15 protein-coding genes are annotated in these 19,081 nt (G+C 58.8%); 7 read left to right on the top strand and 8 right to left on the bottom strand.

Annotation, left to right across the window (positions count from 1 at the left end):
* Positions 1–43: 43 nt before the first annotated feature.
* From H1B37_RS09025 to H1B37_RS09010, 4 genes are all read right to left on the bottom strand, one after another.
* Complete coding sequence (locus tag H1B37_RS09025) at positions 44–424, bottom strand: YkgJ family cysteine cluster protein (RefSeq protein ID WP_182866314.1); 381 nt, start codon at positions 422–424, stop codon at positions 44–46.
* Entirely contained in the window at positions 421–1,755 is a 1,335-nt protein-coding gene (gene thiC / locus H1B37_RS09020) for a phosphomethylpyrimidine synthase ThiC (protein WP_182866313.1), read from the bottom strand. Before thiC ends, H1B37_RS09025 begins: the two co-directional genes overlap by 4 nt.
* A 329-nt stretch (positions 1,756–2,084) precedes the next feature.
* Positions 2,085–3,479 (bottom strand): c-type cytochrome, encoded by a 1,395-nt coding sequence (locus H1B37_RS09015; protein WP_182866312.1) that lies wholly within the window; start codon positions 3,477–3,479, stop codon positions 2,085–2,087.
* 269 nt (positions 3,480–3,748) lie between these two features.
* Positions 3,749–5,425 (bottom strand): hypothetical protein, encoded by a 1,677-nt coding sequence (locus H1B37_RS09010; protein ID WP_182866311.1) that lies wholly within the window; start codon positions 5,423–5,425, stop codon positions 3,749–3,751.
* Between the two features lie 196 nt (positions 5,426–5,621).
* On the opposite strand from H1B37_RS09010, the gene hisD reads away from it, so the two are divergent.
* From hisD to hisB, 3 genes are all read left to right on the top strand, one after another.
* Positions 5,622–6,986 (top strand): histidinol dehydrogenase, encoded by a 1,365-nt coding sequence (hisD, locus tag H1B37_RS09005; protein WP_182866310.1) that lies wholly within the window; start codon positions 5,622–5,624, stop codon positions 6,984–6,986.
* A gap of 39 nt (positions 6,987–7,025) precedes the next feature.
* Complete coding sequence (gene hisC / locus H1B37_RS09000; RefSeq protein ID WP_182866309.1) at positions 7,026–8,090, top strand: histidinol-phosphate transaminase; 1,065 nt, start codon at positions 7,026–7,028, stop codon at positions 8,088–8,090.
* A 199-nt stretch (positions 8,091–8,289) separates the two neighbouring features.
* Entirely contained in the window at positions 8,290–8,877 is a 588-nt protein-coding gene (hisB, locus tag H1B37_RS08995) for an imidazoleglycerol-phosphate dehydratase HisB (RefSeq protein WP_182866308.1), read from the top strand.
* Between the two features lie 3 nt (positions 8,878–8,880).
* Here hisB and ppnP read toward each other — a convergent pair whose 3' ends face one another.
* From ppnP to amrS, 3 genes are all read right to left on the bottom strand, one after another.
* A complete protein-coding gene (ppnP, locus tag H1B37_RS08990; protein WP_182866307.1) occupies positions 8,881–9,159 on the bottom strand; it encodes a pyrimidine/purine nucleoside phosphorylase in 279 nt (92 codons plus the stop codon).
* 17 nt (positions 9,160–9,176) lie between these two features.
* Positions 9,177–9,860 (bottom strand): hypothetical protein, encoded by a 684-nt coding sequence (locus tag H1B37_RS08985; RefSeq protein WP_182866306.1) that lies wholly within the window; start codon positions 9,858–9,860, stop codon positions 9,177–9,179.
* A gap of 113 nt (positions 9,861–9,973) precedes the next feature.
* On the bottom strand, positions 9,974–13,147 hold the full coding sequence (amrS, locus tag H1B37_RS08980) for an AmmeMemoRadiSam system radical SAM enzyme (protein ID WP_182866305.1): 3,174 nt from the start codon (positions 13,145–13,147) through the stop codon (positions 9,974–9,976).
* A 142-nt stretch (positions 13,148–13,289) separates the two neighbouring features.
* Here amrS and H1B37_RS08975 point away from each other — a divergent pair, with 142 nt between their 5' ends.
* Positions 13,290–14,201, top strand: coding sequence for a sugar phosphate isomerase/epimerase family protein (locus H1B37_RS08975; RefSeq protein WP_182866304.1), 912 nt, complete (start codon positions 13,290–13,292; stop codon positions 14,199–14,201).
* Positions 14,202–14,219: 18 nt separating this feature from the next.
* Here H1B37_RS08975 and H1B37_RS08970 read toward each other — a convergent pair whose 3' ends face one another.
* Positions 14,220–15,245 carry a dockerin type I domain-containing protein gene (locus tag H1B37_RS08970; protein WP_182866303.1) on the bottom strand — a complete coding sequence of 342 codons (1,026 nt, stop codon included), beginning with the start codon at positions 15,243–15,245 and terminating at the stop codon, positions 14,220–14,222.
* 453 nt (positions 15,246–15,698) lie between these two features.
* Between H1B37_RS08970 and H1B37_RS34340 the strand changes: the two genes are divergently transcribed.
* From H1B37_RS34340 to H1B37_RS08955, 3 genes are all read left to right on the top strand, one after another.
* Entirely contained in the window at positions 15,699–16,610 is a 912-nt protein-coding gene (locus tag H1B37_RS34340; protein ID WP_182866302.1) for an Ig-like domain-containing protein, read from the top strand.
* Between the two features lie 376 nt (positions 16,611–16,986).
* Positions 16,987–18,111, top strand: a complete 1,125-nt coding sequence (locus H1B37_RS08960) for a hypothetical protein (RefSeq protein ID WP_182866301.1) — start codon at positions 16,987–16,989, stop codon at positions 18,109–18,111.
* Between the two features lie 26 nt (positions 18,112–18,137).
* Complete coding sequence (locus tag H1B37_RS08955; protein ID WP_182866403.1) at positions 18,138–19,073, top strand: DUF1559 domain-containing protein; 936 nt, start codon at positions 18,138–18,140, stop codon at positions 19,071–19,073.
* Positions 19,074–19,081: the final 8 nt, after the last annotated feature.

Here is a 19,081-nt window from a genome sequence, read left to right as displayed (position 1 = left end):
GGAGGGTCGAACGATTGATGACAACGGTCATCCACCGCAAACCCTACGATGCATTCGCGTCGGCATACGCCGCCCGCCACTGCAGGCAACCCACGCCCCCGACGGAAAAATCGCGACAGACCTGTGGCCGGTGCTGATGATGGCGACACCGCTTTGTCTGTCGGTCCAACCACGTACAAGGTCCGTCCAGCGCCCCATTTCTCGGCGCAACGTGCCCGGCCATCTGCTCCAAAATCCCATCGCGCAGGCCCACCGGCATGGCGACCCAACGCGCCAGGTCAGCCGACGCCACATCCGATAGGGATGCCCGATCGATGCGTTCCACGTCGGACAACTGATCCAACGTCAAATTGAACGCCGGAAAACCCATGTGCATGCAGCAGACGCCGCATCCGTCGCAATCGACAACCGGCAACCCACTCACTCGGCGACCGGCAGCCCGACGAGCTGCTTGTCCTTGGCCATCTTGCGGATGTCCTCGGTGATCTTCATCGAGCAATACTTGGGACCGCACATGCTGCAGAAGTGGGCGCTCTTGAAGGTGTCTTGGGGAAGCGTTTCGTCGTGGTAACGGCGCGCGGTTTCGGGGTCAAGCGAAAGCCGAAATTGCTCGTTCCAATCGAATTCGAACCGGGCTTTGCTGAGCGCGTCGTCGCGGTCTTGAGCCCCCTTGCGGCCGCGAGCGACATCAGCCGCGTGGGCGGAAATCTTGTAGGCGATCACCCCCTGCTTGACGTCTTCTTCGTTGGGCAATCCCAGGTGTTCTTTGGGAGTGACGTAACACAGCATCGCCGCACCGTGCCAACCCGCCATCGCCGCGCCGATTGCGCTGGTGATGTGGTCGTATCCGGGAGCAATGTCAGTCACCAACGGCCCCAGCACATAGAACGGCGCCCCCTCGCAAAGCTCTGCCTGTTTTTCCATGTTCATTTGGATTTGATGCATCGGCACATGCCCCGGCCCTTCGACCATCACTTGCGTGCCGTTCTTTTTGCCGCGTTTGGTCAGCTCGCCCAACACCTCCAACTCGGCAAACTGAGCCTCATCGGACGCATCGGCGATCGAACCGGGTCGCAGTCCATCGCCCAGCGACCATGTGACGTCATACTCACGCATGATGTCGCACAGGTCATCAAAGGCATCGTAAAGCGGGTTTTGCTTGTTGTGAGCCATCATCCATTTGGCGATCAACGAACCGCCGCGACTGACGATCCCCGTCACCCGGTTGATGCTCAGATGCAGGTGCTCCAGTTTCACCCCACAGTGGATCGTCATGTAGTCGACGCCCTGCTTGGCCTGGTGCTCGACCATATCGAGAAAGTGCTGGGCGTTCATGTCTTCGATGTTGCCGCCGAGCTCTTCCAGCATCTGATAGATCGGCACCGTCCCGATCGGCACCGGGCTTTTCTCGATGATTTGCCGGCGGATGTTGTCGATGTCTTTGCCGGTCGACAAATCCATCACCGTGTCGGCGCCGAAATGAACCGCCGTGTGCAGTTTTTCCAGTTCCTCACCGGCGTTACTGGTCACGGCGCTGTTGCCGATGTTAGCATTGATCTTGCACTTGGCCGCCACCCCGATGCACATCGGTTCCAGAGCGCCCGCGGCGTGGACCTTGTTGGCCGGGATCACCATGCGGCCGGCCGCCACTTCGTCGCGAATCAATTCGACCGCCAGATCTTCGCGTTTTGCGCAAAACTCCATCTCCGGAGTGATTTCACCTGCCTGCGCCGCCAAAATCTGCGTTTTGCTCATCGATTTACTCCGATTGTCCCGCCATCACGCGGGGAAAAAGCTCGTAACTGGGAGGCCCTGTTATACGCCTGGACGGCGACGGAGAGTAGATCCCCACCGGCCGGCGGAAACCTCCCACTTTCGATCGTTAAACCGATTCCCCGAGACGCTGATTCAGGTAAGAAGATTATTTGGGTAAGAAAATGGTGAAATCCCATCTCCCTTCGCTGGAGCCAATTTTCTAACCTCCAAAATCTTCTGACCTCTCCACCTGACTGCGGAGTCCTGCCACATCGCCGAGAGACCCCAGTGGGATGGCAGAGTCGATCGGCGGGAATTCCTGGCCGCCACTACAGCGTTTTGAGATACTCCAGCACCTGCCGCTTTTCGGTCTCGCTGAGCAAGTCGGGAAAATCGTGGCCAAAGTTGCTTTTGCCGAATTTCCGCGTGTCGAAGTAACTGCGCCGCACCGCCATGTCGGTGACGCCGTCGGGGATTCGCGGAACCACCTCGACCGTCAGCCCGATCTTTTCGGCGTCCATGTCGGTCGACGTCGGCCGCCAGACCGTGGGCCGTTGCTGGGGATGCAGCACGTCCCACAGCGTCGGCACACTGCCGTTGTGAAAATAGGGCGCGCTGGCCCAAACGCCGTCCAGGGGCGGTGCGACATAGCCATCGGGATCGACCACCGTCTGCTGCTGATCCGCCTCGCCGGCATGAGCGAACCAGCTGCGCGCATACTTCTTACGCCCCTCCACCGTCAGCGCGTTCAACCGCACCGGGTCGGTGCCGATCTCGCCGATCGGGACACGTCGATTCGGATAGTCACCCTCGGCGCCGTAGGTTCCATGGCACTCGGCACAATTGGCCTGGAAGACCGCCCTGCCCTGCTCTGCCAACTTTGAATCGATCACGCCGTCAAAAACCGGCGCCCGCAGCGAACTCAAGTACGCGTACACATCCTTAAAATCTGCCTCGTGACGGGGATAAAAATCCGGACCGTTCTCGGGCACCAGGGTGAACTGCATCAACCCGCGATGCCCCTTGGCGGCAAAGCCGTCGATGTAGATGTTGGGTCGTTTGTGAAAATGCCACCACGGTGGCGCATCCATGTCGTGATGGGTGAAAAACTTCGGCGTCCGGAGGACCAAGTTCAACTTCTCGTCGCGACCGTTCATCAGCCCCATCCCAAACACGACCGCGTTGGTCGTCCCGTTGGTCGTCCCCAACGGCACAAACATCGCGCCCAGTTCCATCCGCCCGGGCAATAACCCCAACTCCAATTTCGCTTTGCCGATCTCCTCGGTCAACGTCTGCAATGCAAACCGATTGTTGGGGGCGCCCGGCGTGACGTCGCCGTAGACCGTTCCGCCATGGCAGGAGAAACAGTTCATCGTCCAGGCGCCTTTGGAATCCACGACGTATTGCAACGGTTTCCCGGAATCGTCCCCCGGCCGCGTCGTCAAACCGTAACGCTCAAACGCCATCTCGCGGCGCCGCTGCGGCGACGCCTTCTCGGCTTCACCGCGCAGCGGTTCGGGCCAAACGGTCCACAACGCGTCGAACGTCGATTGATGAAAATCACTCGGCAACACCGCCGTTTCGGTCAAGAACCGATAGCCCCGCGCGGCCGCCCCGGAATCCACCGCGGCGTCTGGTTCGACGGCAGTCACGCCCGCCGGAAACAGGCATGCCTGGCCGATCCCCAACGCGACGATCACAACGGCAATGAAAGACGGTTTCATCAAGAGAATTTGGTTGTGAACGATGTCTCGAATTTCCACAAAATACGACGTGCGCTGGTGTCCAGCCTTTCGCCGCTCGCCGCTCCCACGCTCCACGTACGGTGGCCCTTCCGGGCCGTCGCCGGCAGCAACTCACCGCGACGACCTGGAAAGGACGTCGTGCATTGATCCCTCCCCGACCGACGAGCGACCGAGAATCGGCTTCAGCCTAGACACCGGCTTCAGTATACGACTCTGCCCAGTCTCGACTCACAATAAACTTGATTCCTTCACCCACCAAAATCCAATCGATACACGACCGGCCGGCCGGGGAAGACTTGCTCGGCCGAAACAGACCGAGAACGATTCAACCGCTCGATCAATCGCTCGCTCGACCGCACACCGGATCGTGAAATCAGCCAAACCCTGGCCCCGGGCCGCGGCAGATTCTCCAGCTGATGTTTCATCCAGCTTTCATGCTCATAGGCACCGACGACCACGACGGGATCGAGTCTGTAGGGGCCGCGGAGCGGAAACGCCAAGTATTCCCACTGGCGATCGGGGATCGATCCGACACTTGAGATCGGCTGCCGCAGAAAACTCGCCTCGATCAGTTGACTGTCCAACCAGACCACGTCTCCGTCGCGGATTTCCTTGCGGACCGCCGCCACCGCACCGCGCCAATGCTCCCCACGCCACTGGACCGGCCAACGCCCCGCGGCAAGTGTCTGCAACGTGCCCTGGTACCAAAGCATGTGACCGACCAGCAGCACCGCCAGTGCGATTCCGATTGCCCGCGTCATGATTCGATTTGCGTCACTGCGTTGACCACTCCATCGGCGCAACATCCCGCCGACCGCGGCAACACAGATCGCACACGACTCACCGGCCGTCCACGCCATCAAAGGAAGCGCGGCGACGAAGTAACGACGATGCCAGAGCGGCACCCACTCGAAATAGGAGGCACAAAAGAACAGCACCGTCCCGATCGCCCCGGCCAATCCGGGCAGCACGCCGATCCAGTCCGCGTGCCGGCGCAAGCCATCGCCGTGCCCCGTCGGATCGGGCCGCAACGAAAACACGAGTCGACGTGCTAGGAACGTGACCGCCGCCGCGCCCACCGGCAGCATCACGATCGGCACCCAGGACCAAGCGTACCAGAGCTGCCACCAAGTGGTCGCCTGCCCGAACGCTTTCCACAATCCCCGCCGCTGCCACGATTCCGGCAGCGACGACATCGCCAGCGCCGCCAGGGTCGCCGACACGATCACGCCGGCGATCAAATCGGCGCGCCACAAACGCAGTCGCCGCCATTTCCAGGCGACCGGCACCGCGAGCGGAACCAGCAACGCCAACACGCCCAACGACGTCGGGTGCACCAGCGCGGCAACACAGATCCAAAACAACATCGCCAGCCGCCATCGCGCTCCGCCGGGACAACTTCCGTTCCGCGCCCCTGGATCAAGTCTCTCGGACGACGGTCCCAGCCATGCCATCATCGACCAAACGGCCAGCACCGCATACAGCATGACGAACGCGTACGCCCGCAACTCGCAACCGAAAAACACCCCGTTGGGATCGATCGCCAACACGGCGCCGGCGACCGCGCCGGCCGACGTCTTTCCCGTCCGCCACGTCACCCCAACGACCAACAAGACCGACGCCAACACACTCGCCAACACGCTGCTCATCCGCATCGGCAATTCGCCCGGGCCGACCAGCGCCGACCAGGCCCACAGCAGATGGAAGTAGCCGGTGGTCTGGTTGCCCGCCGCCGCCCGGGGCGCGACGTCAGAAAAACGGTCCGCGACCGCCCACGCCGAATGAAGCTCATCGAGCCAAAAACTCTCGCGGCACGAAGGCAAACGGAACGCCAGCGCGACCCCAGCGACCAGCAGCATCGCGAACCACATCGCCCGCCGATCGATCTTTCCTTTCTCAGTCCCCTCGCCCTGATCCGCCGTCATTGAGTTCTCCGTCGATCTCAGATCCGCTGTGTTCCACGTTTGTTGCGGTGTATTGTTCCCTGACCATCCGCGGCCGCGCGTGTCGCATCGCCGCATGGTTCCAACCGGGGTTGGGCGCTATCATAGGGATTCCGCCCGGATCGCCATGCCCCCGTCCGCCTCCGGGTCCATCATTCGAGCTCGATAGAAACCTGCGATGTCCGCCCCTGAAATCCGAACTGTGAACTTGCAACGCGTCGACGCACGCGTCGGATCCGCCGAAATCCTGCAGCAACTCCGTGACAAACTCAGCCCCCAAGGCGACGTGGTGTCCCCCCGCGGACGGGCGCTGACCGAAGAGGTGTTCGGGGCGCCGCTGACGCCGATCGAAGTTGTCGGACGAATCTGCCAGGAAGTCCAAAGCGAGGGCACCAAGGCGCTGCTGAAATTCAACCGTAGCCTCGACAAAGCCGACCTGACCGCCGACCAATTGCGTGTCCCCGCCGCCGACTTGGCCGCCGCACACGCCGCCGCCGACCCGGAATTGATCGAATCGATTCGCCGAATCCGCGACAACGTGGCCACGTTTCAGAAAGCGATCCTGCACCGCGACGTCACCATCCAGCCCCAGCCCGGCGTGACTTTGACGCAACGTTACGTCCCGCTGCGACGGGTGGGAGTCTGTGTTCCCGGCGGCGCGGCGGCCTATCCATCGACCGTTCTGATGACTGTCGTTCCGGCTCAAGTTGCCGGGGTCGCGGAAATCGCCGTCGTCGCTCCCCCCACCCCCTTCGGAGCGTACAACCAAGACATGCTGGCCACCTGCCACGAACTCGGCGTCACCGAGGTGTATCGGATGGGTGGGGCGCAAGCGGTCGCGGCGTTGGCCTATGGGACCGACACCGTCCCGGCGGTCAACAAGATTGTCGGCCCGGGAAACCTGTTCGTCGCGTTGGCCAAAAAACACGTCTACGGCACCGTCGACATCGATTCCTTTGCCGGCCCCAGCGAAGTGATCGTGATCGCCGACGGCACCGCCCGCCCCGATTTCATTGCCGCCGATCTGTTGGCCCAAGCCGAACACTCCCCCGGCAGCGCGATCCTGATCACCTGGGACGAATCATTGATCGACGCGGTCAGTGTTGAAGTCGCCAAACAACTCGCCTCACTGGAACGCGCCGATTTGACACTCGACAGCCTGGAAGCCTTCGGGGCGTTGATCCTGGTCCGCGACGAAGCCCAAGCCTGTGAGCTGACCGATTCGTTCGCCCCCGAACACCTGCACATCGAAACGGCCAACCCACACGACCAGATCGCCAAAATTAAAAACAGCGGCGCCGCCTTCCTGGGCCACCACACCCCGGTCGCCCTGGGCGACTATGCGGCCGGCCCCAGCCACGTGCTGCCGACCGGAGGCACCTGCACCTGGGCCGCCGGACTGTCCAGCAACAGTTTTCTCCGCAGCGGCAGCGTGACCGAATTCGACGAAGCCGCGATGAAACAGATCGCTCCCGACGTCGAGCGACTGGCCGAAAAAGAAGGCCTGACCGCCCACGCCCGCAGCGTCTCAATCCGGAAGTAACTCCCAACTCCCAACTCCCAACTCCCAACTCCCAACTCCATGTCAAAAACCGACCTCCGCCCTGCCCTTTCGCGGATGTTGCCCTACACGCCGGGCGAGCAACCGCCGCCGGGCAAGTACATCAAGCTGAACACCAACGAGAACCCCTACCCGCCACCGCCGGCGGTCGTTTCGGCGATCCAAGACGCCGCCGCCGGGCCACTCAATCGCTACCCCGATCCGACCGCCAGCCTGTTCCGCCGGGCCGCCGCCGACGCGCTCGGTCTGCCCGGTCCCGACTGGATCCTGGCCGGCAACGGCAGCGACGAAATCCTGACCATCCTGGTCCGTGGATTTGTCGGCGAAGGCCAGAAGTTGCGTCTGCCCTACCCCAGTTACATCCTGTACCGAACCTTGGCCGATATCCAAGGCGCCTCCTGGGAACAGATTCCGTTCCTCGACGGCTGGCACCTGCCGGCGATGTTCGGTCAAGGCGACGCGGACCTGCGTCTGGTCTTGTTGCCCAATCCGAACAGCCCCAGTGGGACCGTGGTCCCGGCCGATCAGATCGAGCAGCTCGCGGCCACGTTGCCCTGCCCCTTGGTCGTCGACGAAGCCTACGCGGATTTTGCCGACTTCAATTGCCTGGACCTGGTCCAGCGCCACGACAACATCCTCGTCACACGAACGCTCAGTAAATCCTACGGCTTGGCCGGAATCCGCTTCGGGTTCCTCGTCGCCCAACCGTCGCTGATCGCAAAATTGTCGAACATCAAAGACAGTTACAACTGTGACTATCTGGCGACGATCGCGGCCACCGCGGCGATCAACTCCCAAGACTGGCTGGCCGAAGTCGTGGCAAAAATGAATGCCACGCGGGCCAACCTGGAAACCCGTTTGTCCGAACTGGGATTCAACGTGACGCCCTCATACGCCAACTTTGTTTGGTGCCAACACCCCAGCGGCCGGCACGCGGACCTACACCAGTTCCTCAAAAAACACCAAATCCTGGTCCGCTACATGGACTTCCCCGATTGGGGCGACGGGCTGCGAATCTCCGTCGGAACCGACCAACAAAGCGAAGCGTGTTTGATGATGATCCAGCGGTTCTTGGAATCGCTGTAGGGCGGCCGGTGGGTCGGACCGATAGGACACATAGGTCCCATCTGTCCCATTGGTCCTATCTCGGCTTAGCTGTCGACCGCAGGGGAAAATAGGACCTATAGGACATAGACGACCTATACGTCCCCTATGTCCCATTGGTCCTATTGCGCCGCTATATTCTGCCAACTCGCCAATCCCAAACGCCCCCAACCAAGCCCCCATGTCACGCTCCGCCACCATCCAACGCACCACCGGTGAAACCGACATCCGTCTTTCGATCAACTTGGACGGCGACGGCTCGGGGACACGCAACTCGGGGATTGGATTTCTCGATCACATGCTCGACCTGCTCGCCAAACATGCGTTGACCGATCTGGATGTCGATGCCAAGGGTGACTTGCATGTCGACGACCATCACACCGCCGAAGACATCGGGATCGCGCTCGGCCAAGCGGTCGACAAAGCCTTGGACACTCGTGCGGGCATCCGTCGCTACGGCCACTTCACGCTGCCGATGGACGAATGTTTGGTCACCGCAGCGGTCGATTTAGGCGGACGCTATGCGTTCGAGTACCACGCACCGATCGCGGCTCCCAAGATCGGGACCTTTGACAGCGAACTGGTCGAACATTTCTGGCAATCCTTTGCCGCCAATGCCAACTGCAATCTGCACGTCGTGCTGCACCACGGCCGCAACGCACACCACATCGCCGAATGCGTGTTCAAGTCGGTCGCCCGGGCGATACGCATGGCTGCCGAATCCGACCCGCGCTCGGACAGCGTTCCCAGCACCAAAGGCGTGCTGTAACGACTAACCATAAAAGCAAAGGTAAGCGGTCGCCTGTTTGACCTGCAATTGAAATTTTTCTCCTGCGGGGACACGGAACTCGGTCCCGGTCGGGTAGGAGGCAAACTCGGCGGCACCGGGCAGCTTCACCTTCAATTCACCCGAGACGACTTTCACAAGCTCGTGCTCGCTGGTGGAGAATTCATAGGCGCCAATGGCCATCACGCCTGCCGTCGCTCGGCCTTCGCTATTTTCAAACGCGATCGATTTGACATTCCCGTCAAAGTACTCGTTGACTTTCATTTTCGTTGTTGTTCGTCCTAGCGTGCGATAATGGAATCGAGTGCAAAATCCTCGTGTCGGTCGTACGGGTAGAATTGCCGCGCGATTCGCTTGCCTAAAATGCCCAAGTACAGTTTTCGGAACCGGGCTTCGGTGGTTTCGTTGGTGTAAACCCCGGCGGTGTTGGGGTACGTAAAATCGTCGATGTCTCGACTAAAAAGTTCGTCGCCGGTCTTCGCATCGATCACGGAAATGTGCACATCGGCGCGGCCCCGGTACAAGGTCGCTCCGTCGCGGAGTTTCAGATTCGTCACTTCGATCGCCAGCACTTTTTCGGCGTCGACGCCACGGCCGATTTCGGCAAATTCGATCTGGTCCCAGCCGTGCGTGTCGCGCCAGTTGGCGATCTTGTCATCGCGCACCAGTTCGATGTCATCCACCTCTTTGGCCAACCACTGCATCACGTTGCGGCCCAGAATCCGCGCCGAAATATCATCGCTGAATTGGCTGTTTTCCGTGAGCGTCACCACGGCAACTCGTGATTCCTCCAACCCGTCATAGGCGGCCGGAGTCTTGTCGGCCCCGGAGGCATGAATCAGGTTGGACAGCAGGCCCAGGCACCCGGTTTGGCTGGAAAGGAGAACGCAGACGACCGCCGTCAAGCCGAGGCTTGCGACCAGGCGAGACCGTCGGCCCGGGGAATGAAAACGAGACAATCGCATCGACACAAAATCCTTTTCGTGGCTGATCTTCTGGTGAAACCTTACGCCATACCGAAAACCCGCCCCTGACCGCAAGACGCATTGCTGACGGATTGCAATCCAATCCCGCCAGCTCACGCATCCTGCCAAATCACCCCCGCATACCCCACCACGCGGTCTTTACCACTGCCATACTCAGCGCTGGTCGCGTAGGCGATTTCCTCCGCCTTGGCAGTTTTGCCCAGCTTTCGCATCACCATCAACACGATCGCCGCGGGTATTTGGCCGCACATGCTGATGTTTTCTTCGCCGCAAACGCGCAGCAATTCCGCACCATCGCCGGTGGCCAGTGCGTCGAGTGCCAACCGGTCTCGGCGACGATTCTCGCTGTCTTCGGCGAAATGATTCATGTCGCTGCTGACGACCAACAGCGGAGGCTGATCCTGCTCGCGAATCCAGTCCGCCAGGGCCGACGCGGCCGCTTCAAACGCCGGCAAGTCCCCGCCATGCATCGCGATCGCAGCCAGCCGGGCATCGGGGCACAGCCGATTCATCAGCGGCAATTGAACTTCGATCCCATGCTCGCGCGCGTGGGCCCGCGAATCCAGTTCCATGCCGGGAATCTGTTCGGCCAACTCGCGAGCCAGTTCTTCGTCGCCGGCAATTTGGACCGATGCACTGAGTTGCCAATGGTGATGCGGCGCGACGGCCCAATCGACGCCATCGGCCGTGTGTTTGGGCCCGATGATCAAGACGCGATCGGGGACCTCGATCCGTCGCCAAATTTCCGCCGCCACCCGTCCGCTGTATCGCAGCCCCGCGTGGGGCACCATCACGGCAAACGCCTTGCGTTTCTCACAGGGCGGTAACCCCTTGAGCAACCCATCGACTTCCGTTTCGCGGGCCGCATCCTCGGCGGCATAAAACGCACCGGCCACGGCGGGTTTTCGGACCGTGAATTCGGCGTCGGCGCGCGGCCCAAGCGAAACCGAGATGGAATCGCAGGAACAATCACAGTGCATCGAATACAGCTGTTCGTCACCACGAAACGCCTCCATCGACCGAGCCGCTTCGATCAACGCGGGTGGTTCTTGCCCACGGTCATACTGAATCGCCCAACGCCGGCCATCGGTCAACACCATCGCGCGTGTTCCGCCATCGGTCCCCCGCATGTCCGCATCCTCGACCGGTCCGTGATGGACGCAATCACTCAACACAGCCAACTCCACCTCACATTCGTTCGCCGAAAACACGCGTTCATCAAACCACAGCGATGCCTGTTCGGTCATCTGGTACAACGACGTTTGCATCGGCCGTGTGTCCTTGATACTCAACTGCAACCACTGATGCGAACCGTGGGTGGGATGTCGAATCGACAGGATTAACCCCAGGACTTCCAGATCGCTGACGCCCATCGCGTAATACATCGGCGTCGCTCCGATCTGCAACGCGATCAAATTGCTGCGCACCCAGTCGCGACAGAGCGACAATTCGTTTTTGCTGAGCAAGTCGTTCTCGTGTCGCAACAGCGAGGGATCGGTTTCGAACTTACATCCGAAGTGGACGCCGTCGAACAACCTCACGTCGGCATCGTCGCGCAGCCAAACGCCGGCCGGCAACCCCGCCTTGCGACAGACCGCATCGAGGAATTGGTGTGCATTCCAGCCCTGTTCGGTTGCGACCTGTGGCAACAGCAGTCCGCTGTTGTGACCGAACTGGATGCGCAAACCGTGCTTGCCGACTTCGACGGCCTGTTCGCGTTGGTCCCCTTGGACGCCGATCGGTCGCAGGGGGCCGAGCAGGGAAACCGACAAATCCAAGTACGGCAATTCGCTCATCGACAGCGGCGCCATCCGTGGGTCGCGTGCCGTCCGCGCCGCGGAATCCGCCATCGCTTCGCCCAGTTTCATCGCCCCGCCCTGACGGCCGCAACAGCCGCGCAGCGTTTCGCCACGTTTGACGGTCACAAACACGCCGTCGATCGGCAGCTCGGCCAAATCACCGAGCGACTCGATTGCCACGGACAGATCCAATCCGCCGACCGCGGCCTGGACCATCGCCGAGCCCGCTTTCAAAATCGTCTGTTTCTGATCCTCGGTTAATTTCGTCAGATCGTTTAGGTCTGTCATCGTCACTGCACTCCCCTCCACCGTTGGTTGCCGTTGTGTTTCGTCGCTTCCAGATCTCGCCGCATCGATCGGTTCGCGCGGCTGCTGATTTGGCACCTGCTGCTTTGGCGGCTCCAGTGGTTCGATCCGGACACGCTGCCGCCGTCCGCCCCAATCCCCGGGCGCCTTTTCAAACACCCCCGGGATCGTCTCCCCACACTTGGAACAACGATTCCCCGATAACGTGTAGTGTCCCAACTGGTGCCAGTCACGTTCGATCAACATCGCACCGCAACCGTGACAATACGTGCTCTGTCGGGCGACATCGTGCACGTTGCCGACGTACACATAGTTTAACCCGCATCGTTTGGCGATCTCATAAGCCATGACCAGTCTCGACGAGTCTGTCCCGTTGCGATCGGTCATTCGGAAATCGGGGTGGAAGGCCGTGAAATGAATCGGCACATTGGGCCCGACATGGTCCATGACCCACGTGCACATCTGCCGGATTTCATCGGCCGAATCATTCTCACGCGGAACGATCAAATTGGTCAGTTCGACCCAACAATCGGTTTCGTTGCAGACATACTCGATGGTGTCTAAAACCGGTTGCAGATGCGAACTGGTCACCTTGTAATAAAAGTCCTCCGAGAACGCCTTCAGATCGATGTTGGCGGCGTCCATCGCAGCGAAAAAATCACCGCGGGCGGTCGGCGTGATGTAACCGGCGGTCACGGCAACAGCCTTGATCCCCAAATCGCGACAGGCCTGTGCCGTGTCGATCGCATACTCGGCCCAAATCACCGGATCGTTGTACGTGAACGCGACGCTGCGGCAACCGGATCGTTGTGCCGCCACCGCGATCTCATCGGGCATCGCACGATCGCTCAATCGTGCCACTTCACGACTTTTGGAGATGTCCCAGTTCTGACAAAACTTGCACCCCAAGTTACAGCCGGCGGTACCGAAACTGAGCACCGGTGTGCCGGGCAAGAAATGATTCAAGGGTTTCTTTTCGATCGGGTCGATGCAAAATCCAGTGCTCTTGCCGTAGGTGTCCAACACCATTCGGCCGCCGACGTTCTTGCGAACAAAACAAAACCCTCGATCGCCATCCTTCATCCGGCAGGCCCGCGGGCAGAGCTGACACAGAATCCGCCCGTCGTCTGTCTCCGTGTACCAGTGTGTTTGAGTTATCATGGGTCAACTCCCTCTTCTAAACGTGGGATAGGCTTCCAGCCTGTCATGTCCAATGTGGGATCGGCCTCCAGCCTGTCGCCCCAACATTCAGACAGGCTGGAAGCCTATCCCACATCATCCACACCAACCGAATCTAGCATCCATGACCCTCAGTCGCCGTTGCTTCCTCGCCGCATCCGCCGCCAGTTTCGCCGCTGGCATGACCGCTACCGACGCAAAATCGACGCTCGGAAATGACGAGGCGGCCTCATCTAAGAATACCATCTGCGTGTTCACCAAACCGTTTAACTCGCTCTCCTTTGACGAACTGGCCGAAAAGATCGCGGCAATCGGCTATGACGGCATCGAAGCCCCGATCCGTCGCGGCGGACACATCGAGCCGCAAAACTGCGCCGACCAATTGCCCAAATTGGTCGAAGCGCTGGCCAAATGCGGCCTGAAAATCACCGTCATGACCTCCGACATCAACGACCCCGGCGATCCGTTGACCGAGCGTGTGTTGCGGACCGCCGCGACCTTGGGCATCACGCGCTACCGCATGAAATATGTTCACTATGCCCCGGACCTGTCGATCGACGACCAAATCGCCAATTGGCACGATCAATTCGTCGATCTTGCCGCATTGAACCATGATTTCGGGATCACCGGCTTGTACCAAAACCACGCCGGCAACAAGTACATGGGCGCCGCGATTTGGGACCTGGATCGCGTCCTTGCCGGTATCGCGCCGACCGATATCGGCATGGCCTATGACATCCGGCATGCCACCGTCGAGGGAGGCACCAGTTGGCCGACGACCTTTCGCATGATCCGCGACCACATCGACACGGTCTACGTCAAAGATTTCGTCTGGGAAGGCGCGAAGATGAAAAACGTGCCCCTCGGCGAAGGACGGGTCAACCCATCCTTCTTCAAAATGCTCGCCGACAGCGACTTCACCGGCCCGATCTCACTGCACGAAGAATACCTGGATCATCGCCCATCGGAACTCGTCCCCCAACACCTCGCCGCGATCAAACAGGACCTCGCGACACTGCAGGAGATGATGAAGTAGTCCTTTCATTCAAACGTTTTAACCCGACAAAAGTTCGGACAAACTGACCGGAGACGCCGGCGGATTGTCCGATCGAAGCGCGGTCCAGATCCGCTGCTCCAAGTCCGGTGGAAGAAACGTCCAGTCGACGTTCACCGTCAGCGACGGTCCCGATGGAAGTGCGGCGGTCACGGAGATCAGGTGTTGTGCCGACGCTTCTTCGTACAGAAACTCGATCGATGAATCGTCGGCGTAATGCGTTTGACGCGACACGATCGCACCCAACGTCTCTTCAAATCCTTCGATCGGCCGACGAACATCGTCGGGCTCCACCAATTGCGGCGGCCTCACGGGGAGTTCTTCCGTTGGCAGAATCACGAGCGGCGTGCCGATCGACCAGCCGGGAATACATAGATACTGCTCAATCGTTTCGCTTCCGTCGCCGCCGAACTGCGTGACCGTCGCCGCTCCATCGCCATTGGCATATTCGGCGACCAACAAGCCACTTGCCGGTTTGGCAATGATCAAGGGCATATAATCCTGATTGCGCAGATACACGTTGCCTCGATTCCAGACGACCGTCACGCCGGGTTCATCCACTCCGACCGACTTGAATCGTCCATCGTCCGCGGTGTACACCACCGAAGTCGGTTCTCCCTGGTCATCCGGGATCACCGCGACCTGCCCGTTTACAGGCGCCGACGCCTGCTGGATCGCCAATCGATTGATCACGCGCAAGACATCCACCAGCCCGATCACTCCGTCGCCACTGACATCCGGATGAAATCCACCGAAGGGTTCCGTGGCATCGGGAACGTCTGCGTTCCAAGCCGATTGCATCGTCTCGATCGTCGACAATTCGTAATCACCAATCAAATTGATGATTTGCAACACATCGATCGTGTGCACATAGCCGTCCCCATTGACGTCGCAGGCATTGCTTTGGTTGTGCCAGTCACCAAATTCGACGTTCACCCCGTCTCCGGCCAACTGCAGGCGTGGTTCCAACCTTTGCAACCGCAGACGCCGCCGCGGCGTTAAACGGCGTGATGGCAGATTCGGCATGGCGCGAGCACTCAAGTTCGAGGTTTAAAATGATTTCCCTTCCTCTCTCCGTCTATTGTTGGCTGAGTCGCTTGTGAATTGTCACGCAGAATTAAAAAAACTTCCCGAGAATCGCCACCGCACCTTCCGACAACCGCCTCCGTCTGGATTGATTCAGCAACCGTTGGTGTCTGGCCTTTAGGCGATTCCCCCGTCGCTGCTTCGCAGCAACCGTTAATCAGAAAGCACTAACCGCCCACTCGTTTCGCGCCAGACAGCTTCCTTCTTTCCATCGATCGCGCCATCAGACAAACGAACCGATTCAAACACAGATCGCCAGTTCCACCGACGTCGTCCCCCATCCCCTTTATCGAGATCGCCTATTGAACAGCCTGAATGTCACTACTGGTTTAGTTCAGCTATTTTGAAAAAACGAGAGCCAGGCTATTGACGCCCCCCCCCTAGAAGTCTAGGGTGCGTGTGGTTGCAATCCGCGCAATCGCGTTACAGAACGGTGGAGTAGGTGAGGGGCGGATGCCGGGGCAAATTCACCAATCGAATCAAACTTGGGATAGGAGCGGTTTTCTCCTAGTCTCTTTGGGGCTTATCGTGAGTGCAGGCCTAAAGGTCTATACACTCACGTCAGACGACTTCGCGGATCTTCATTTTCAACTTCCGAGCTCTCTTCTCTGGGTCTCGATCGTATTCGAGTTTGCTTACGCTACTTTTCTATACTCAAGCGTAGCGACAGCTGCTAAACAGCTCTCTTGTGTACTCGTATTCTCGGTCTTCGCCGTCATCTCCTTGATTCGCTGGGGCCTGGGGTATGTGGATTGCGGGTGTTTCGGGATGGTGGCGATCCATCCAGTGATTACCGGCGCCATCTGCGCCGTGGCGGCTACCGTTGCTTTGGTAAGACTGTATTCCCATCAAGGATTGACGGATGCGATAAGCGAGCTGTCAGAATTATGGTCGCTCCATCAAGTACCGATTTGGTTTACTGTCGGTCTTGCCTGCGTGACATGGCTGGCGACGGAAAAACGCATCGAAGATTGGGGCGATCGTCTGATCAACGGTCCCAAACCGATCCTCGCGTATGTCGACCAGATCGGTGAAATCCCCATCAATACGGAAGTTTTTGTCAACTTCCAACTCCACAATCGATCAAGCAGCGATGTCGAAGTCGTCGGCGTCACCACCAGTTGCTCATGCATGGGGACGCGTCGCTACGCAGGCTTTATTCGACCGCATGAGTCTCGGCAGTTCGAAGCGCGCCTGGTCAGCACGACTCCTGGTCGATTTCATGAGCGGCTATTGATCTACACCGATTCCAGACGTCAGCCCGTTGTTGCCGTCGATTTTTTTAGCGTCACGATGGAGAAGTAGAATGCGTTCTATTTTAAGTGGTTTGGTTCTTGGTTTGGCCGTGTTTGCTGCGTCTCAGATTGCACACGCCGCGTGTACTGACACTTGCGCGTGGAATCAGGTAGGGGATGCTGGGAGTGGGAGTTATGTCTACGTCTGCTCTGGGGAATGCAGCGGTGTTTCGGGTGAGTTTGAGTGCTATCGGTGCATGCACCCGTTTGGTGGTGCAGGCACACCGTGTTACTGTGCTGTAGTGTAGTAGGCAAGCGTGTGACACGATCTTCCATACGCCATGGCTGAACGGCGGGCTCTTCGCATCCCCCAGCTATGGCGTGTGGATAAGTGGTGCACACTATTTGATTCAGTGCGAGCGATTTCGTTTTAAGGCGAACTGTCAATGTCGATGTCAAAAGCTAATCTAGTTTATGGGGTCAATGTATTACTTGCGAAGTCGACTTCCGACAAACGGATTCCTGAGCGTAAGTGGCTACAATTAAGATCCTGGGGTGCATTGCTGATACTTGCCTTCAGCTATTCGTGTTCATTTGATGCATCCGTCGCTCGGTCACAAGACAGACTTCCGCTTCATGAACGCACTGCGGATTCGATCACTGTCCCGATGTTGTGGGATCATTGGATTGAAAACCAACGCGGACTCAGGAGTTTGCCTCCAGTTGCAATCGAGGCGGAAGTTGTGCGTCACGGCTTTGGGGACCAGGGGATCGAGTACAGTCGTGTCACGATCTATGCCGATCGACCGGAGTATCTCGTTGAACAGGGTGAACGCATCGCGCTTGCAGCCGGTCTGCAGCCTCCACTGAAGCCTTGGTACGTGGCGATTGATGAACCCAACGCGTATTCCTTTCTAGAGAAAGACCGAAAGAGTGAACGCTATCGGGTCGGCTATGTTTCACCCAGTCGACGTGATCCTGCTCCCTTATTTCTGTTCGATCGAATCCTGGATTTGCCTGTTGCAATCAGCCTGCAAGACCGTCCTTTGAGCGAGTTGTGTTCGTTCGAAGTTGAGTCGAGATCGGACGATGCGATTGAAGTCCGTTTTGAACCGTTGACCGAAGAAGCAAAAAAGGCGGCGGGTCCCCGGGCAGGTGGGATGGTGCAGCATCTGCATGTTCAGTTTTCGAAAGCCGAGCATTGGCTTCCGACGCGCATTGACAGGTACCTCAAGGTCGAGGAAGCGAACTACCAAGGATACAGCACCTTGATGTTGGACGACTACCTTGCACTGAAGGACATCTTTGTCCCCGGTCGCTTCGGATTCGGAGGCGGCACAGAATCGAGAGACTGGAGCTACGGAAACGATGACCGGTGGAATGTTGAAATCGAATCCATCAAGGAGGTCTCAAGGAAGGATGTAACGGACCGGGCGTCGAAGGAGTTTTGGGATCTTCCAGAGCAGCGGTCGAGTTCAGGAGTATTTTTCAGGGTTCTACTTGGGATCATCGCTGCCGTCGTCCTGGCGATCGCAGTGGGCATCTCAAAGTACAGAGCCAGAGCAACGTGATCGCTACCGATACGCAAGACAGGCACATGATGACTCAACATTCTCGTCGTGCATTGACGTTGATCGAACTGCTGGTCTGCATCGCAATCGTTGCCGTGGTGGTTGCGGTTGCACTTCCCGGCGTTCAAGCGTCACGTGAAGCAAGTCGCAAGACGGCGTGCAGCAATAACCTTCGGCAACTTGCGTTGGGGATCCACCAATTTCACAATTCCTATCGTCGCATACCGACAAACGGATGGGGATTCCGCTGGATGGGGGAACCGGGACGTGGAACGGAGGAGCAACAACCCGGTGGGTGGGCATTTCAATTGCTCCCTTTCATCGAACAAGGGCAGATCAGTTCGTCCATCTCCGCCGTGTCGGGGACAGAACGAGCCAATCGACTTGCGGAGATGGCATCAATTCCCATCTCAATTTTCAGATGCCCAAGTCGTCCGGGTGCACCAACGATGCCCGTCGCCGCAGAGATCAACTACGTCAATGCGGCTAATGTTCAGTTTTCGAATCGCACGGATTACGCGATCAACGAGGGAGACTGGGTCAGCAACTCGGGGCCAGGCCCACGGTCAGCTTCTTTAACCGACATTCGATCATACCCATGGATCGATTCGCAAAAAGTAACGGGAGTTTCTTGGGAAAGGGGAAGCGCCCGGCTCTCTGACATTTCGGACGGAACGTCCTACACGTATCTGATCGGAGAGAAAAGAGTATCGGAACTGGGATATGGTACAAGTGCCGACAACGGTCACGACCAGAGCATGTTTAGCGGCGTTGATCTCGACACGACCCGTTGGACACACGTTCCACCTGCGGCTGATTCACGACACATGGAGCCGCTCGAACGACGATTTGGCGCTGTACATTTCTCTGGTTTTCACGTTTCCATGTGTGATACCTCCGTCCATTTTTTCAGCTACAGCATCGATGCAAAGCTCCATCGCGAACAGGGAACGCGACGCTAGTCGCGGCT

The organism is Stieleria mannarensis, assembly GCF_014154935.1.
GTDB classification, from domain to species: Bacteria; Planctomycetota; Planctomycetia; order Pirellulales; family Pirellulaceae; genus Stieleria; species Stieleria mannarensis.
This window is presented reverse-complemented; position numbering and strand designations above follow the sequence as displayed.